Annotated in this window: 19 protein-coding genes; 11 read left to right on the top strand and 8 right to left on the bottom strand. The window is 40.6% G+C overall.

Features of this window, described 5'->3' with window-relative positions:
* Window positions 1-7 precede the first annotated feature (7 nt).
* Both EES38_RS00095 and EES38_RS00090 read left to right on the top strand, forming a co-directional pair.
* Window positions 8-835 (top strand): NAD(+)--dinitrogen-reductase ADP-D-ribosyltransferase, encoded by an 828-nt coding sequence (locus EES38_RS00095; protein WP_166434176.1) that lies wholly within the window; start codon window positions 8-10, stop codon window positions 833-835.
* A 119-nt stretch (window positions 836-954) separates the two neighbouring features.
* Window positions 955-2,070: a Fic family protein gene (locus EES38_RS00090; protein WP_124935138.1), complete on the top strand. Its 1,116-nt coding sequence runs from the start codon at window positions 955-957 to the stop codon at window positions 2,068-2,070.
* A 20-nt stretch (window positions 2,071-2,090) separates the two neighbouring features.
* On the opposite strand, the gene EES38_RS00085 is transcribed toward EES38_RS00090, so the two are convergent.
* A complete protein-coding gene (locus tag EES38_RS00085; protein WP_124935137.1) occupies window positions 2,091-2,891 on the bottom strand; it encodes a Cof-type HAD-IIB family hydrolase in 801 nt (266 codons plus the stop codon).
* A gap of 133 nt (window positions 2,892-3,024) precedes the next feature.
* On the opposite strand from EES38_RS00085, the gene arfB reads away from it, so the two are divergent.
* The gene (gene arfB, locus EES38_RS00080) at window positions 3,025-3,435 is read left to right on the top strand and encodes an alternative ribosome rescue aminoacyl-tRNA hydrolase ArfB (protein ID WP_124935136.1); all 411 of its coding nucleotides are present in this window, start codon (window positions 3,025-3,027) and stop codon (window positions 3,433-3,435) included.
* A 75-nt stretch (window positions 3,436-3,510) separates the two neighbouring features.
* Here the strand turns inward: arfB and EES38_RS00075 are convergent, their stop codons facing one another.
* The 3 genes from EES38_RS00075 to EES38_RS00065 form a co-directional block, all read right to left on the bottom strand.
* On the bottom strand, window positions 3,511-4,545 hold the full coding sequence (locus EES38_RS00075) for a LacI family DNA-binding transcriptional regulator (RefSeq protein ID WP_124935135.1): 1,035 nt from the start codon (window positions 4,543-4,545) through the stop codon (window positions 3,511-3,513).
* Between the two features lie 219 nt (window positions 4,546-4,764).
* Window positions 4,765-5,331, bottom strand: coding sequence for a PhnA domain-containing protein (locus EES38_RS00070; protein ID WP_124935134.1), 567 nt, complete (start codon window positions 5,329-5,331; stop codon window positions 4,765-4,767).
* A gap of 68 nt (window positions 5,332-5,399) precedes the next feature.
* Window positions 5,400-6,197, bottom strand: a complete 798-nt coding sequence (locus EES38_RS00065) for a M48 family metallopeptidase (RefSeq protein WP_124935133.1) — start codon at window positions 6,195-6,197, stop codon at window positions 5,400-5,402.
* Between the two features lie 112 nt (window positions 6,198-6,309).
* Here EES38_RS00065 and EES38_RS00060 point away from each other — a divergent pair, with 112 nt between their 5' ends.
* The 4 genes from EES38_RS00060 to EES38_RS00045 all read left to right on the top strand — a co-directional run bounded on the left by EES38_RS00060 (window position 6,310) and on the right by EES38_RS00045 (window position 9,933).
* Window positions 6,310-6,741: a hotdog fold thioesterase gene (locus tag EES38_RS00060; protein ID WP_124935132.1), complete on the top strand. Its 432-nt coding sequence runs from the start codon at window positions 6,310-6,312 to the stop codon at window positions 6,739-6,741.
* Between the two features lies 1 nt (window position 6,742).
* A complete protein-coding gene (locus EES38_RS00055) occupies window positions 6,743-6,973 on the top strand; it encodes a DUF3389 family protein (protein ID WP_124935131.1) in 231 nt (76 codons plus the stop codon).
* A gap of 73 nt (window positions 6,974-7,046) precedes the next feature.
* Complete coding sequence (locus EES38_RS00050; RefSeq protein WP_124935130.1) at window positions 7,047-8,741, top strand: SgrR family transcriptional regulator; 1,695 nt, start codon at window positions 7,047-7,049, stop codon at window positions 8,739-8,741.
* Between the two features lie 304 nt (window positions 8,742-9,045).
* Window positions 9,046-9,933: a LysR substrate-binding domain-containing protein gene (locus EES38_RS00045; RefSeq protein WP_124935129.1), complete on the top strand. Its 888-nt coding sequence runs from the start codon at window positions 9,046-9,048 to the stop codon at window positions 9,931-9,933.
* 31 nt (window positions 9,934-9,964) lie between these two features.
* Here EES38_RS00045 and EES38_RS00040 read toward each other — a convergent pair whose 3' ends face one another.
* The gene (locus tag EES38_RS00040) at window positions 9,965-12,637 is read right to left on the bottom strand and encodes a bifunctional acetate--CoA ligase family protein/GNAT family N-acetyltransferase (RefSeq protein ID WP_124935128.1); all 2,673 of its coding nucleotides are present in this window, start codon (window positions 12,635-12,637) and stop codon (window positions 9,965-9,967) included.
* A gap of 213 nt (window positions 12,638-12,850) precedes the next feature.
* Here EES38_RS00040 and EES38_RS00035 point away from each other — a divergent pair, with 213 nt between their 5' ends.
* Complete coding sequence (locus EES38_RS00035) at window positions 12,851-13,399, top strand: SPOR domain-containing protein (protein ID WP_124935127.1); 549 nt, start codon at window positions 12,851-12,853, stop codon at window positions 13,397-13,399.
* Between the two features lie 123 nt (window positions 13,400-13,522).
* On the top strand, window positions 13,523-14,524 hold the full coding sequence (locus EES38_RS00030; protein WP_124935126.1) for a D-alanine--D-alanine ligase: 1,002 nt from the start codon (window positions 13,523-13,525) through the stop codon (window positions 14,522-14,524).
* On the opposite strand, the gene EES38_RS00025 is transcribed toward EES38_RS00030, so the two are convergent.
* Window positions 14,521-15,480 carry a tyrosine-type recombinase/integrase gene (locus EES38_RS00025; RefSeq protein WP_124935125.1) on the bottom strand — a complete coding sequence of 320 codons (960 nt, stop codon included), beginning with the start codon at window positions 15,478-15,480 and terminating at the stop codon, window positions 14,521-14,523. The two genes, EES38_RS00030 and EES38_RS00025, sit on opposite strands and share 4 nt — an antisense overlap.
* A 99-nt stretch (window positions 15,481-15,579) precedes the next feature.
* On the opposite strand from EES38_RS00025, the gene EES38_RS00020 reads away from it, so the two are divergent.
* Together EES38_RS00020 and yciH are read left to right on the top strand one after the other, a co-directional pair.
* Window positions 15,580-15,954: a DUF3319 domain-containing protein gene (locus EES38_RS00020; RefSeq protein ID WP_124935124.1), complete on the top strand. Its 375-nt coding sequence runs from the start codon at window positions 15,580-15,582 to the stop codon at window positions 15,952-15,954.
* A gap of 11 nt (window positions 15,955-15,965) precedes the next feature.
* On the top strand, window positions 15,966-16,280 hold the full coding sequence (gene yciH, locus EES38_RS00015) for a stress response translation initiation inhibitor YciH (protein WP_124935123.1): 315 nt from the start codon (window positions 15,966-15,968) through the stop codon (window positions 16,278-16,280).
* A gap of 62 nt (window positions 16,281-16,342) precedes the next feature.
* On the opposite strand, the gene EES38_RS00010 is transcribed toward yciH, so the two are convergent.
* Both EES38_RS00010 and EES38_RS00005 read right to left on the bottom strand, forming a co-directional pair.
* A complete protein-coding gene (locus EES38_RS00010) occupies window positions 16,343-16,564 on the bottom strand; it encodes a hypothetical protein (protein ID WP_124935122.1) in 222 nt (73 codons plus the stop codon).
* Window positions 16,565-16,720: 156 nt separating this feature from the next.
* A complete protein-coding gene (locus EES38_RS00005; RefSeq protein ID WP_243694119.1) occupies window positions 16,721-17,584 on the bottom strand; it encodes a hypothetical protein in 864 nt (287 codons plus the stop codon).
* Window positions 17,585-17,984: the final 400 nt, after the last annotated feature.

Raw genomic sequence — 17,984 nt, 5'->3', positions numbered from 1 at the left:
AACGAAGATGTCCGACACTACCCTCTATGAAATCACGCAAGAAGAAGCGCAGTATCTAAAAAGATTAACTGTATCGTTAAACCGTATTAATATTCCGTCTGCTTTGTTTGCGAGCCTGAGTTATCAGTCTAATCCTATCCCTGTTGAACTAGACGGCGTTTCGAATTGGTACGCTCAATTATTCGCCGACCTCAAAGGTATGACAAATAAAACTGAACGCTACCATCTTTTTTCAGAATTTATGTCGCATCGGTTCTCGCTAAAGGCAAATTTACAGGCCGATAGGGAAGAACACCGTATCCTTAGGTCCAAGTTAAGCTATAAGCGAATTATCCTTGGGTGGTTATTTGATTCAAATAGCGAGCAGGGGGCAGCGTTACGTGGCTGGGTCGAGTCGCGGTTTGGATTACAGACTAATTACCATTCTGGCCTAGTGGCAGATTCTGATAGTGACACGTATTGGGCATATCGGCAAAAGTGGCATAAAGCGACTCATAATACTAATGAACTGTTCGCCCAGTTAGACCTATTATATTGTTACTGCCAATTAGAACTCTCGCTTTTGTATCCGCATAGCGACCATGTGACATTGTATCGCGGGTGTATTAATTCACCTGAAATTGATTCTCACCCCAATATTAGTCTAATGAGTAACATCAGCTCATTTACGTTTGACCCTGAAACCGCAATGTTGTTTGGATCTAAACTGTATGAAGTATCGGTGCCTCTCTGGAAAATTGTCTGTTTTGATGACCTTTTACCTGGCTCATTAGCTGGTGAAAATGAATATCTCGTACTGGGAGGTCTATATAAAACCCACACTCTTCGCTTATAAACAGCCTCAGTGAGCCAAAAAATTCAGTACATTTGGCTCGTTATATGATTTGAATGGAAATGTTATTCGAATCATATTATGATTTGAATATGATCGCTATTCGAATCAAAGGAAATAATATGTGGATATGGCAACATCAACAATGGCCTAACTTTACCTGGAAAGAAGAAGCGATAGTTGAATTACTGCGAAAAACACGATTAAAACAAGGCGTATTTCTCGGTAAAATCGGTGCTCAGGGCGAAGATACCCAGTCTAAGATGTTGGATACGCTACTCGCGAATATCGTGCATTCGAGTGCGATAGAGGGAGAGAAATTGAATGCATTCTCTGTACGTTCCTCTTTAGCACGTCGACTCGGTGTATCTGAGTCCAACCCATTTCCCACGACAGAGCAGACCGACGGACTAGCGGAGATCATGATCGATGCAGTCAGTAATTACAATGTTGAGTTAACATCAGAGCGGATTTTATATTGGCATGAAAAACTGTTTCCAGAGGGCGCCTCGTTACTAAGTAATATTGAAGGCGGGAAATGGCGCGGAGAAGACGTGATGCAAGTGGTTTCTGGTCGTATCGACCGGCCCACAGTCCACTTTGAAGCACCTCCCGAGAATAGGCTGCACAGCGAAGTGGAGCAATTTGTTCGTTGGTTTAATCATTCCAGAACACAACTTACGTTAGATCCACTTATTCGAGCAGCTCTCGTTCATCTAAGGTTTGTAACCATACATCCACTTGATGATGGTAATGGGCGCATTACACGTCTGTTAACTGATCTTGCTTTGGCACAAGCAGAGCAACAATCGGTCCGGTTCTATGCTATGTCAGTTGCCATTCTTAATGACCGAAAGGGGTACTATCAAATATTAGAGCAGACACAAAAAGGGGACATGGATGTAACTGAATGGATTGTTTGGTTTTTAAGTACGCTCAATCATACATTTGATGATGTTCTAAGAGATATAGATCGCTTTAGTTTTAAAACGCATTATTGGAATCGTTTCGATCAAACACGACTGACGACAGAGCAAAAAAAAGTCATCAATCGCATGTTAGATGGAGATTTTGCAGCAGGTATTAACGCAAGCCAGTATCAAAAGGTCGCTAAGATTAGTAAGCCAACGGCAACTCGTCATTTGTCTCGCTTAGTTGAGTTGGGTTGTCTAGTCAAAACAGCCGCTGGAGGACGGAGCACGAGATACGTACTCAGCAGAAAAGATGACGAGGTATAAACTCGTCATCCTATTAAACCTCAGCTTAATACTTGTTCCATAATGACTTTCAATACGCCTTCATCTTGATTACTTGGTGCATGATAACGCGCCAGTGCCTTAATCTTGGGATGCGCGTTGTCCATCGCATAGGAATAGTAGCTTTCTTCAAGCATCTCTGTATCGTTAAGATAATCGCCAAAGCTCATCGTTTGTTTAAAAGTGAAACCTAGTTTTTCTCGCAATTGCCTAATAGCAGCTCCTTTTGATGCGTCGATATTCATTACATCAAGCCAAATTTTTCCACTAACAACCACTTTGTGCGTATTGCCAAACAGTGGGTTCATGACAGGGAAGACATGTTCCTCGGTCCCGCTAAAATGACAAATAGCCACTTTAATAAACTCGTCATCAACACTCAGGAGATCGTCAACGTATTGGCAACGTTGATAGTATTTACTGAACTCTTTAAGGGCTTGTGGATCTTGTGTTTCGATATAGGCTGAATTGATGCCACATAAAACTAAATGCGTGTCTAGTATAGTTCTGGCTTTTTCGATTAATGTTACGATTTCAGATTTTGGGATTGAGCAGCTGTAAAGCTGTTTACCTTGGAACATAACTAATGTTCCGTTTTCTGCAATAAATAGCATTTCATCTTTAATTGGATCAAATGTGTTTATCAGGCTGTAGTACTGCCTGCCTGATGCGGCAGCGAAGTAAATGTTGTTTTTTTTTAGATGGTTAAATACATCAAAGAATCGTTCAGGAAGCTGGCTTTGTTCATTTAAAAGTGTACCGTCCATATCGGCGGCGATAAATTTCACATCTTGTTTAGGCATATCATTCCTGTAAAGTTTTGAGTTCGTCATTGACTCTGATTTATAATGCCAGTATACGATTGCATACGAATTTCATGCAAGTTCGGTTACTTTAACTAATGATTGAATTGAAAAGGAAAGGTGCTATTAAACAATGATTAAAATATCAAACAACGTTAGCTTGCCCGATAGCGAGCTGGATTTTAAAGCCATCAGAGCTCAAGGTGCGGGTGGTCAAAATGTCAATAAAGTCTCGTCTGCGATTCATCTTCGCTTTGATATTGTGAATTCTTCGCTACCAGACTTTTATAAAGAAAAGCTACTGCGTTTGAAAGACAGTCGATTAACGACAGAAGGTGAAATTGTCATCAAAGCACAGCAGCACCGAACGCAGGAAAAAAATCGTATCGATGCTATTGAGCGTCTAGTGGATATTATTACCAGTGTCGCGAAAGTAGAGAAAGTGCGAAAGGCGACAAAGCCAACCCGTTCTTCGAAAATGAAGCGATTAGATAAAAAGAAGCAGCGTAGTTCTATTAAAGCGACAAGAGGAAAAATTCTATGATAAATGACCGTCAATTATATACCTACAATGATGAACGAGATAAAAGAGCCGCCCCAGAAAACCGAGGCGGCTTTTTTACATGTTTTCCTTGGTAATAATATCGAATTTAAGAATCACCTTCTCGAAGCCTGTCTTTTCACCAGTAACCAAATCCTGACAGAGTTGCATAATTCTAGCAGTAAAGTCTGTTATCGGATGGTTAAACATTAGATCGATTGTTCCATCAATAAATTTCAGCTGATAATCAATGATTGGACCGTGGCAAATTAATTTTATCGACTTGTTCTTACCTAAGTCTGTTAGAGCCTGAGCAATACCTTCTACACCACCACACGGAGCATAAATTAACGATAAGTCAGGGTGATCATTCAGAAGCTCAACTGTTGCTTTGTATCCACCTTCAATTGACTCATAGCTTTTTACCGGCTCAAGGACTTGGTACTGAGTTTCAATTTCTCTTAGATAAGAGCGAAAGCCTATCTCGTAGGTCTCTTGGCACAGAAATCGATTATCACCGATGACGATACCGATCTTGACAGCGTTTGGGAAAAAATGGTGGACTGCCCATCCTGCTGTTCGGCCAACTTTTTTATCATCGAATCCGACTGTGGCTGAATGGTTACAAGGGGATAAATCTGAAACGATAGTAAAGACCTTTACTCCCTTTTTGGCAACTTCTTCTACCGCGTGCCTGACTAATGGATGGTCTAGAGAAATCAATCCAATGGCATCCATTTCTTCACCAAACTTCATTATCGTATTGGCTACTTGGTCAACTTCGCTAAGATGAAAAAAAGCAAACTCTGGTGTAGCAGTGGTAAATTGCCGCGCAGTTTCCATTAGAGATTCTGACAAGGAACGGTAAAAAGAATGGGTGTCCGATAAGAGAATGAATCCAACCCGAAAGGATTTTAGAGATTTAACCTGTTGTTTAGCTTCTGTCGTAAGAAGTTGGGATTGCTTCACACGATAACCAAGGTCGCGTGCTGCTGCTAAGACTTTGTCCTGCGTTTCAGGGCGGGTGGAGCTCCTTCCGTTCAGTACTCTATCGACAGTTGCTGTACCTACGCCCGCTAATTTCGCCACATCAGCGATGGTTATGTGCTTCATAATTACATCCAAAGATACAAAAAGTTGATGGAATTATATCACCTAAATGAGATTAAAATGAGATCCAATGATAGAAAACGAGATCCTCTATATTATTAATTATCATTAAGATAGCTTTATTATGCACTATAATGAAGTCGATATGTATTCAATTGCGCACGAGCGGGGTAAATAAAGGGGTTGATGAAAACCCCTTGAAAAAACATCAGAGGAAATAACTTATTTCTTACGCGTGTACTCAGCGATGATGTACATTGACTGACCGTTTGCTTTACCTGAAATGAGTTTAGGATCGTCTGCGAGGCTGATACCACGAACGACGGTTCCTTGTTTGATTACTTGGGAAGAACCTTTTATTGGTAGGTCTTTGATGATTGTTACATCGTCACCTTTTTTAAGTTCAACACCGTTAACATCACGAGGTTTCTCCGCGTCATCATCCATGCCAATGATAGCCCAATTTTTGGTTTCATCTTCCATGTACATCATATCAAGCAACTCAGTCGCCCATTGCTCCTTATTTGATAAATGCTTTAGCTGACGCCATGCAAGTACTTGAACGGGTGGAACTTGACTCCACATACTATCATTAAGGCAACGCCAATGATTTACATCCATACTTTCTGGGTCTTCTACCTGGCTTTTGCATGTATCACACAAGATGACAGCATGATCAACAGTGAGCTGAGTATGAGGAGCTACGACAAAAGGGGATAGAGAAGAGGTGGCTCCGCACAGTTCACATTGTGAACCACAACGTTCTAAAAGAGTTGCTTCTGTAGACATTATGATCGCCTCGAAATAAAAAATGAGGGCGTATTATCCATATTACGCACAAAATTAAAAGGGTTTTGTTAAATACCACACTGAGGTCGAGATTGATTTGATTTACCCAACTGGCTTACTTCAGCAGTTAAATCGCGGATCCTTGTTTGGTTTGAAGGGTGGGTAGATAAAAGCTCTGGAGGTTGATTTCCATTTGAAGCTGCAGCCATATTTTTCCATAATGCTATACTCTGATTTGCGTCAAAGCCCGCCTTATTCATGAGTTCTACACCGATCATATCTGCTTCTGATTCTTGCTTGCGACTGTATGGCAGCAAAACACCATATTGAACGCCGACACCGAGTGCGCCCATAGCTAACTGTTGGTATTGAGCATACTGACTAGCGCCAATAACAACACTGGTTAATTGAATACCCGTGTTGGCCAACTGTGATTGTGACATACGTTCATTACCATGTTCTGCAAGAACATGTGCGACTTCGTGTCCGATAACCGTTGCTAACTGATCTTCATTTTTGGCCACTTTCAATAAGCCAGTGTAGACGCCGATCTTACCACCGGGTAATGCGAAAGCATTAATCTCATCACTTTTAAAAACAACCACTTCCCAGGCATCAAATCCCTCTTTAGGTACCGATGCAGTAACTGAGTTTGCCACACACTGTACGTAGCGATTTATGGTGGGGTCAGTTTCTATAGTCTGCTTTTGTTTTAGCTCATCAAACGATTGTGTACCTAACGTATTCATCTGAGAGTCAGAGAACAAAAGAAGTTGGTTACGCCCAGTTGGCGAAGAGGTACACCCAGCGATAAACGTCGCTAGAGAGACTAAAGTTAACGAACGTATGTATTTAAAAGTAGGCATGGTTTATATAGTCATTTCATGTCATGTTGGGACAAAATATCGCATATATGAATTTATAGATTCAACTTAAAAGATTAAAATAGTGGATAAAGTCCAAGGAATTAGAATTAAAATGCGTATTTGGAAAAAAAAAATCGATCTCGATACATTAAATGCAACATCAAAAAACACACTAATTGAACACCTAGGTATTCAATACTCTCAAATTACAGATAATACATTGAGTGCAACAATGCCAGTTTGCTCAATTACGCATCAACCTCTGGGAATGCTACACGGAGGTGCTTCGGTAGTATTAGCTGAAACATTAGGTTCATTGGCCGCTAATTTTTGTGTTCCAGACGGTTTCTTCTGCGTCGGATTAGATATCAACGCTAACCATGTTCGTGCAGTTAGAGAGGGGATTGTTACGGGAACAGCAGAAGCAATACATTTGGGAACCAAAACCCAAGTATGGCAAATCAATATCAATAATGATAAACATCAACTCGTTTGCAGCAGTCGCTTAACAATCGCAGTAATGAAAAATAAAACGAGAGGTTAGTATGGTATTAACTCTTTCCGGAGGGAAAATTATTATTACGAACCACGAGTTAGTCATTAAAATTGATTCCCCCATCAAATTGACAATGCAGGCACAAAATGAGGCGATTACTTTGTACAAAGATGCCTTAGTGATAGTGGCACATTCCTCTGATACTTCATGGAGTTTTAAGCTCGAAACGATAAATCAGCTTCACCTAATCGCTCAGGAAATTAGTGCTGAAGTTAAATAACACGTTTCGCTTGTTTTTTTTGTTTAAATGAGGAAAATGTAATCTTTCTATTTTGAGCTAGGTTTCCGCTTTTATGAGTAGCCATCGTTTACGTTCTCAATTTGAGGCTTTATTTGAACGTTATCAGGGTAAAGATTCAGAAATTCAACTCGAAGATGTGACAGAACTGCTCTTCTGTACGAGGCGTAATGCGCGGATTGTTCTCAATAAAATGGAAGAAGAAGGATGGATTGAATGGCATCCTGCTGCGGGGCGGGGAAAGTTATCCAAACTTCTGTTTAAACAAAGTCGCAACGATATTAGTGAAAGCCTAGCGAGACGTTACCTTGAAGACGGTAAATTTGGTAAAGCATTAACCGTCTTAGATAATGATGCAAGCAAACTGACCCAAGTTATCCAGCATTATCTGGGGGTACAAAATCAAGAAGGAATTCAGGTTGTTAGGCTTCCTTATTACCGACCTCTTACCAAACTCAACCCCAGAACGAATATAAGACGTTCAGAGCAACACATCGTTAAACAAGTTTTTAGTGGTCTTACAACGCTTGATGAGCATGAGCAAGTCGGTCCTGATATTGCCCATGATTGGCAGGTTCTAACACCTCAGCACTGGCGGTTTTATTTACGCCCTGGTGTAAGATTCCATAATGGAGAACCTCTCACGATCGATGTCATACTGGCGAGTATTAAAGCCGTTTCTAAATTTCCTCTACTTGATCACATATCAGACGTTGTAGCTGTGAGTGATTGGGTTATAGACATCCACTTAGACAGGCCTGACTTTTATCTCGATTTATGGTTGGCTGAATCCTGTGCCAAAATAACATTACCAGAAGAATGGTTGAATGAAAGCAGTGAGTTACTGCCTATCGGAACTGGGCCTTACAAAGTTGTACAAAATGACGAGAAACGTCTCGTTTTAACTGCGTTTGATGGTTACTTTGGCTTTCGACCACTTTTAGATCAGGTCGAAGTTTGTGTTATTGATGAATTGCATTCAACGTTAGTTTTCCCAAGCCTTACTAATCCTTCCCAGACTGAAAGAGGGTCGATAAAGGAAGACGTTGGACTTGATCCTGGATGCCTACATTTGCTTCTGGATAGGCGCCATGGATTAGCGAAAAGTGATGCCTGGGCGCAATATTTTGCCCAGCGGCTAAATGCTCTAGATATATTCAGAACGAGCTCCAATGAAAGTGTTGTCGACCTAGGTATCGTACCCGCGTTAGGTTTAAAACCAGGGTGGTATCACACCCAAAGCAATGTGACATTGTCACCTCCTCCGGAGGCTAATAAAACGGTTCGTATTGCCTACCAAGCTCGACACCCCATGTTTCCACAGCTCGTGGTTCAGTTGGAACGTATTTTAAAAACAGATAATTTAGTGGTTGAATTACTTGCTTATGATGAAGAGCCCGAAACACTCGGGAATATTGATATTTGGGTGAAAGCAATGGGTATCTCAAATTATCGTGATGATGCATTAGCTGGCTGGATACTCAATTATTCGGATATCAGTCAAGTGAGTAAAACTGAACATTTTCAGCTTTGGACTGATATGGTAGACGCATGGCGCCGCGAACCGGATAGCAAGTTTCCAGCGATGGAATTGGGGAAATCATTGGTATCTAATTATCAAATCATTCCTTTGTTCCATGTTTGGATGGGCATTAACCACGACCAATGCGGAGCGTTACAGAATGCGAAGTGTAATGCTTTGGGATGGTTTGATTTTAGTAAGGTCTGGGTTAAACCTGATTTAGGCTAAAAAAACACAGCCTAATGATCTATGTCTATAATTTACACAAATAATTCTTTTAATCCGTTTTTTTAGAGAAATTATTGATAGAATGTCGTCAGTTTTAATTAGTTATAAGGTCAAATCTTATGGAACTCGTATTAATTGTATTTTTTATCATTGCTAGCGTTGTTATGTTTAAACATGAAACATCGAAAAATAAGTAATTTATTCCTCTTAAAGTGGTAAATTTTCAACGAAAGATTGTTACTGGCTCAATTTCATATTCTTTTTATAAGTAGCATTCATAAACGTTAGGTTAGGGTTAATACACTTGCATAGTCCAATTACATTGGAAGCGCTTCACATTCTCGATGCAATTGAGAGAAGAGGCAGCTTCGCTGCAGCTGCAAATGAACTAAATCGTGCTCCAAGTTCACTGAGTTATCAGATTCAAAAACTTGAGCAAGATCTCGACATAATGATATTTGACCGTTCTGGTCACAAGGCAAATTTTACTGATGCCGGAAAACTAATACTGGAACGCGGTAGAGCAATCCTTAACGCAACAGATAAGCTAGTTAACGACGCTACGATTCTCGCAAACGGATGGGAGCTTGATATTACGTTAGCGTATGACGGCATTGTTCCTGTCGAAAACTTTTTTCCTCTGGTTGATGCTCTTGGAAATGTGAGTAAAACTCGGATTCGTCTGCAGGAAGAAATTTTAGCGGGCAGTTGGGAAGCGTTAGCTTCAGACAGAGCTGATCTGTTGGTTTGTCCCAAAATAGATTCACTGCCTCATGACGTTAAAGCAGAGAGCTTGGGCAAAATGGAGATGGTTTGGGTCGCAGCGGCAGAGCATTATGTTCATAAACGTAAAGGCGTTTTTGATGAAGAGGCGCGACAAAAGTTCCGTGTCATTGCCATTGCGGATACCGCGCGTGAACAACCTGCGATCAGTGTCAACATACTTCACAAACAGCCCAGATTAACGGTAACCAACTTTGATGCAAAGTGTCGCGCGCTTCTTGATGGTTTAGGTATCGGAACAATGCCCAAGCAAGTAGCAGAGAAGTATATAGAACAAGGGCGATTAAAGGTTATTGAAGGTTCTCAATCTGTCGAGACTGAAATCATTATGGTCTGGCGCAGAAATAAAATTGGCGAAGCGAAATCTTGGTGTATTCAGTATCTTAAAAAACACTGGAGTCTACGCTAAGTGATATAAGAGTAATGTTTTCGATAAAACATTACTCTTGCAATTTCTTGTACATTTCTGCTACACCTTCCTCAAAATCAACTGCGACATTAAAGCCAAATTTTTTCGCTAAGCTAATCATTCCCTGATTAGTTGGCATGGTAATTCCAGACATTTTCTCTGTTTTTTTTCTTTTACAGTAATCAATGATTTGTTCCATCAATAACGCGCCTAGACCCAGTCCCTTAAGGTCTGTTCTAATCAAGATTGCAAACTCAGCATTACTGTTGTCTGGAGAAATAAGAGCTCTGGATACACCGATGATATGGTCACTCCTCAACGCAACAAACGCCATCTCTCGGTCAAAATCTATTTGAGTCAGATTAGCTAGAGCTTCATGATTAAACTCGCCAACTTCACTAAAAAAGCGCTTGTAGAGATCCTCTTTTGAAACATGGGCAATGAAATCAGCATGTACGGGTTCATCTTCTGGAAGAATAGGGCGTATTGTGACGCTGTCACCATTTTTTAATTGGAGTTGTTTAACCAGCTCTGTCGGGTATGGTTTGATAGCAAGGCGATTGTTATAGCGCTTACCTAAGGGGTTGAGAGTTAAATCTGCATCTATGATGGTCATTTCTCGACCATTGATCAGCAGGGGATGAATATCTAACTCATGAACTTCTGGGCATTCAACAATTAGTTTGGATAGTTTAACTAAAAATTCGCATAATGCCGGTATATCAATAGGTTGTGGTAATCTCTGTAATTTTATACGCCCATGTTTTATGGCTCGGACAATCGTATACTTAGCCAACGCGTCATTTAATGGCGGAAGTGCAGCCTCAGCATCGGATTCTACCCATTCTGCGCCGCCCTGTCCGATTAATATGACTGGGCCAAACGTTTCATCATGCTTAATTTTAATCCGTAATTCTTCTCCGCCAGCAGACTTCGCCATTGCTTGAACGTTTAAGCCCTCAATAATCGCATCGGGATAGTGCATTTGTGTTCTATCCAGGATAGAGATTGCGGCACTTTCTACCTCGCTGCGGCTGCTCAAACCGAGCATAACACCCTGCACGTCGGATTTATGAGCGATATCAGGGGAGCGCAGCTTAACTGCTACTGGATAACCAATGGTTTCTGCAATATGTATTGCCTCCACGGCATCCTGTGCGACCCATGTCGTGAGAACATCGAAGCCGAAATAACCTAAAAATTTAACAATTTGGTGCGTATCCAAATTGACGTGTGTTTCAAGAAGAGATTTCTCAGCTAACCACTGATGGGCGTTTATCAAGTTTTGCTCACTAATCGTTTTACTGTTGGTCGGTGTCTCCATTAATTGCTTCTGATTACGTCGATACTCGACGATGTGCATGAATGCCGTAACTGCACTCTCTGGCGTTCTGTAGGTGGGAATACCACATTGGTTGAAAACCTGCCTAGCTTTACGTGCAGTAAGTTCTCCCGACCAGTTTGTTAGCATCGTGACACGCTTTTTATTGGGATGGTTATGATAGGCGTTTGCTACAGCTCGTGCAGTCTCTTCAGACTCTGCAATAGCTGAAGGACTATGCATGACCAAAACTGCATGAGTATCACTACTATTCATAACAACGTTAACAGCGTCGATATATCGTTGCTGACTTGCATCACCGACTAAATCGATAGGATTATGTTGTGACCAGCTTTCAGGTAACAGTGAATTTAGTTCGTTTATGACGACATCTGAGAGTGGAGCCAATTTGCCTCCCCGTGATAGCAATTCATCGATTGCCATGATAGCGGGCCCTCCGCCGTTCGTAATGATAGTAAGACTTTCGCCTTTAAGTGCAACAGAGTGGGTCAGCGTCTCTACAGCCGCAAACAATTCGTGTGTATTGTTGACTCGCAGCATACCTGATCGCCTGATCGCTGTGTCATAAATATTGTCCAACGTATCGATACCACCGGTATGCGCCCGAGCGGCTTGACGGCCTTCCTCTGTTTTTCCACCTTTAACTACGAGAATGCGTTTATTGCGAGAAGCGGCGCGTGCCGCAGAGAGAAATAGGCGTGCATCTCGAACGCTGTCAACGTATAAGAGGATTGAGTCTGTGTGACGGTCGACACTTAGTGAGTCTAGCAACTGAGGAAAATCTATATCGCTCGCGTTACCGAGTGATATAAATGCTGAGAATCCAATTCCTTTGTCATTAGCCCAGTCAAGAATCGTTGTACACACCGCAGCAGACTGAGAAATAAAAGCGATGTTTCCTTTTAGTGCGGTGACGGGTGAAAACGACGCATTGAGGCCAATCCACGGTAGTATAATTCCTAGGCTATTGGGTCCTAGCACTCTCATATTAGCTGATGACGCGATATCCTCACACTGCTTTTGTATCTGGTTACCTTTTGCATCAGCACTGTACATGTCGGACGAAAGAACAATCACAAACTTCACATTTTTTAAGGCGAGTTGTTCAAAAATAGAGATATTTCGTTTGGCGTGGGTACACAAGATAACGATGTCGGGTATCACTGGTAAACTGGCAATATCAGGATAAGTTAAAACGCCACAAACTGAAGAATAGAATGGATTTATCGGCATAATAGGGCCATCAAAACCGGAAGCCAGCAAATTGGACATAACAATTTTACCAGCTCTGTTAGGGCGATTTGAGGCACCAACGACAGCGATAGATTGGGGAGAAAACAATCCAGATAACGCACTATTCATAATTAAACCTGTAAAGCATGAGTTATACTTTTATTATGTTATTGATAGCGTATTAAGTCTCGCTGGTCACGAAATGGATCGGTTTATGTGAGCACAGTTTAAACACTTTGTGTTAGGTATCACAGCTTGTTTACGTTAAATCATTGTATAAGCTTGATTATCTTGGTCTCAATGTGCATGATTGAACTACTAGGTTTCAAAGGCATTCATTTTATGAAAAATACTATAATTATCGGACTTTCAGCGATCCTGGCAGCATGTTCATCTGGAACATATGTGAGTGATGTTACCTCAGAGAGCTATAAAGAGGATTATCAGGTTGATAAAGTAGAGCAACCGATCGTAACTCAAAATGGAATGACAGATGGCATAACAGAGTCGCATATGTCTACCGCTCAACAACAACCTGCCGCTGCGGCTAAGCCGAAACCAGCAGTAATGATTAAGGCTCCTACACGAGATCAGATAGCGAAGAATCCACGTTACGGATTTACTATTCAGGTTGTGGCTGTTGGCGAGCAAAACAAAGTTGACCAGTTTGCTTCTCGTTTGCCAAGAGATGGCCAACCGATCTGGGAAAACTACAAAGTTGTTAACGGTACAAAATGGTACACCATCATGTATGGTGATTACGCTACTAAAGAACAAGCTAAATCAGCGATTAATGAATTACCTGCAGACTTCAGAAATTTGAAGCCGTTTGTTAAGAGTATCGACTCTATCAAAAACTCACAATATCCAACTTTAAACAAGCTTAACTAATACTGGACTGACCAAATGTCTATAAAACAGGCATTTGGTCTTTGTGATTGGCAATAAATCTGTACCTTCACCCTGATTTGATTATGATAGGTGTCGACATCGGAAGTGACAGTAGGAAAGTACATGAGTCAAATTAATATTCTTTTGCTTTGTGGCGGTGGTTCTTCGGAACATGAAGTTTCACTGGTTTCTGCAAACTACATCGAACAAGAACTGCAAAAAACGGAACAGTTTGATGTTGTTCGGATTGAGATGAAGAAGGAAGGTTGGTTCGACAGTCAACAACGTCTTGTCTATTTCGATATCAACACCGCGACGTTAAATTCCCAGGAACATTCTGAACATGTCGATTTTGTTGTACCTTGTATCCACGGCTTTCCGGGTGAAACTGGGGATATACAATCCATGTTTGAATTAGCAGGTGTCCCTTATCTTGGCTGCGGCCCCGAAGCCAGCTCTAATAGTTTCAACAAAATCACCTCTAAACTTTGGTATGACGCGTTAGGTATTCCTAATACGCCTTATTTGTTTCTTTGCCGAAATAAAGAGGATGAATACGAGAAGGCGATTGAAGCTTTTCGTAAGTGGGGAAAACTGTTTGTTAAAGCCGCAAGGCAAGGGTCGTCCGTAGGATGTTACAAGGTAACGAAGGAAGAGCAGTTGATACCTGCTATACAACAAGCATTTGAGTTTTCAGATCAGGTGTTAGTTGAAAAAGCGCTAGTACCTAGAGAGCTAGAGGTAGCGGCTTACGAATTCGATGGCGAGTTGTTCATCTCAAAACCAGGTGAAATCATCGCTCCGCAAGACACATTCTATTCCTATGAAGAGAAGTACAGCCAAAACAGCCATTCGTTGACAAAAGTTGTCGCTGATAATCTAACCGAATCACAAATCGATAAAATTCAAGGCTATGCAAGACGTGTATTTGAGCAAATGCGACTGAGACATTTGTCTCGAATCGATTTCTTTTTGACGGAGTCGGGTGAAATTTACCTAAATGAAGTCAACACCTTTCCTGGTATGACTCCAATATCCATGTTTCCGAAAATGCTAACAAATAATGGGCATTATGTAAGTCAATTCCTGGCCAACTGCGTCTTCGAAGGACTGAAAAAGTCTTAATTCCACGGTTTGAATTTCTTATAGCGTAATTGTAAATTCTGCGATTGCGCTGTTTGACCTACATATTGGGTGGGCATCACCGGGCTCAGCCAACGGCCAAATTGCTGAATATCTCTCAGTTTCTCTCCTTGTTTATGTAATTCCTTAGCGGCACCTATTCGTGCTGACTGACCAGAAAAGTGTAGTGACTTGTTATCGAGCAATTCTGCGGCTCGCCTGAATATTCGGTATATCGAAGAATCATCAAGATTAGTGTGAGATATGTTTCCATGACGATCTATGGCACGAAATACATATTCTAAATCATCATTGATGAGCGATAGCCAGAGATGTAGAGCTTTAGTTGCTTGCTCTGAAAGAGTATACGAAAACTCATGTATGGTTATAATAGCGTTTTCATCGTGAAGCGCTAGCTGAGAACGTGTTAATTCTCGTAATTCAGAACGACGCAGAGCACATTCAAACATTACGTTAAATATGGCTAAGTCTCTAATATCACGATGTTTTGTGCTTTTAGCCAAACTGTGATTTAAATATTTTAGGTGGGTTGAGGTAAACGCGTCTGACTGTTTTTGATCGCCAGCTTTTTCTAACCTTAGGTCTGCGAGTAATTGCCTGACCTGAGTGTTTCTTAATGGATCTGTTTCTGATAATAAGCGATAGATAGTGCTTAATGTTAGGCTATATCGTCTAATTGATGCATATTTCCTTTCTCTGCTTTCTTCTTCTAGAAACATTCTAATTGTGTCCGAGTGGTGAGGAAATATTGCGGCTCCTTTTCTATAACAGAAGTCCACATATCGATTCCAATCAGAGCGCATCGCGAGCAATGAACTCTTCGAATAAAGATTTTGTGTATACTCATCAAGTGTGTCCAAATCGACGTATTGACTAAATTCACTTTTAGCTTGCGTTAAAATCTGTGAATTATCGATTATTTTAAGACCTTTTTTCATATTAATGCACTATAACTATATATACATAAGACCAATATACTTGATAACATTGCAAAATAAAACAATACTAATAACAAACGCGGCAGAGGATTCTTTAATATGGCAGTAGCAACTTACCGAGGGTTCACTTTAAAGTCGACCGATAATTCAAACGAAGTTTGGCAGGTACAGATAAAAACACATCTATTATCTGGTAACTTAGCCGCTGTAAAGAAGAGTATTGATTGGTGGTGCGATACTGCGTCATTGATCGACCCTAAAGAATTCGAATCCGTTGCGGGTAAAAAAGGAGCTTCAGGAGGACCCGCTCAAGAACAGTTTGGTGGTTTTGTATTAAGGAACGATACTGGAGAAGCCAACGAATGGTATTGTATGTTTAATGGTAAGTTGATCAAAGGTTCCAAGATTGCTATTCAAAAACATATCGAATCTTACATTCTTGCTCAACGAAGAGCTGCACAAGGCGGAAAATAAGAGCGTTATACATGACATTAGTTTACTCAACTGAAACTGGAAGAATCAAAGAAGAACAGCCGGCAGCCGAAAGGCCAAAAGGCGATGGTATCGTTAGAATTGTCAAACAGACTAAAGGCAGAAAAGGGAAGGGTGTGAGTATTATTACTGGCTTAGACCTAGATGATACTGCGCTCAAACTACTCGCTGCTGAGCTTAAGAAATTGTGTGGCTGTGGTGGATCCGTTAAAGACGGTACGATTGAGATTCAGGGTGACGCTAGAGATAAAATTAAAGCCTTTCTTGAACAGAAAAAAGGTATGACTGTTATGTTGGCTGGCGGTTAATCTCATGCTTTTAACTTGACTAAGTAAAGATATACAAAGCCCTTACTTAGTCAAATTATCACTTACTCATCGATATCTAGGGGATTAGTCGACGCAGATTTACGATTATTAGCCTCATAGATACCATCGAAAGAAATTAATTTAATTTCGAGTTTAGCACCAAAGTATTCAAGCTGAACTGTTGGCTCATCGCTCACTTCAATCTTATCGTTAAACTGCTCAAGTAAATCCGCAATAAAGTTGCGGACAGGCTGACTGTCATTTTCCAACAAATTATCATTCATTTTTGTATTAACCATCTGACGTATATTTATTAGTGCATTACTGTGTAACGCTATAGTTTTATGAGACTAATTGTCTGATGATTTAGGGAATTGGTCAATTAATAGGTCTGCGCAATTGAATGCAAATATGTTCAAACTAATGTTTGATATCACGTATTATATGTAAATCTTTGCAATCTCTAACAGAAGGTTAATGACGTGAGGTTTATGTTTGGCCGGTACATGTCTCAGCACTTCAATAATTAAGGCATCACGAAATTGCTGCGCTTTACGTAACTCATGAAATTCGGGAAACATACGCATTTCGCTAGTGAAGTTTACATGACTGGCTAGCTTAAATCCAAGTTTTACTCGAAACCCGATAGCTACAGGAAAAGAGGTTGTTTTATACTGATCTTCTAAAAGGTCATATTGATAACTAGATAAGCCTAGCACCCGGGCTATCGTTTCCTTGGTAATATCATTTTTCTCGCGGAAGATTTTCACTGTAATAGCGATAGATCGGTAGTAATCCATAGCAAATGCATCTAAATCGAGAACTTGAGGCGGGAAAAGGTCGTCGTAATTGTCGATAGAACCAAATTCACTTTCTAAGTCCTTGCAATAGGAACTGATATGTTGATTTTGGTCGGTATCTAACAAATTACGAATCAAGCTAACGATGTGTTCGAACTGATTAGAGGGTAATCGACCCACACACATTAATGCCTGAACAGCGTCATCATCCATACCTCTATAATATTCTTTTAGCCGAAATCCATAATAGAAACTGGTCATTGGCACCATCATGACCCAGGACATTGCCGCAACCAGATGGATTGGCCGAATTGAGGGATAACTTTGTTGCATGTAACGCTTGATAGTTGAGACATTAATGCCTGAAAACTTCTCGCCCAATTGTTCAAATGTGAGTCCTTGAGCGCGACGAACGTACGACATAGAAACAGAGATATCGCCATTGATATCTTTCAACATCTCGTCTAAATATTCTATTTCTTTATCTGACACTTCGTACGGCATTAGAGTCATTCCTTTTACATAACACGCAAAGGATATACCTAGTTAAGTGGAATTACCAAATTGATATTATTAAGATTGTATTGCCGTATGAATGGCTTAAGCTGATAGTCATACCGTAAATCTATGATTATACGGATGATTATTAGCTATTTTATGGTAAATACAGTTATGTTTAATAGATTGCGCAAGGAGAGCTATGTAACAGAACAAAAGGGATAAGATTAGAGTTTATAGAAATACTATTTAACATAAGATAGATAATGCGCACTACGGAATAGAAATTTAACATTTAGACATTTTTGTTCGTTGTCAATCTCTCAAACCTCCACAAATCAACATCTTACGAATCTTTACTTAAGAATTTCTTAAAACTGCCGCGCTAATGTGCCTCTGTGCGTTG

The sequence above is a fragment of the Vibrio viridaestus genome, assembly GCF_003856525.1.
Classification (GTDB): domain Bacteria; phylum Pseudomonadota; class Gammaproteobacteria; order Enterobacterales; family Vibrionaceae; genus Vibrio; species Vibrio viridaestus.
The sequence above is the reverse complement of the archived record's forward strand: the minus strand, read 5'-3'. Positions and strand labels throughout refer to the sequence as shown.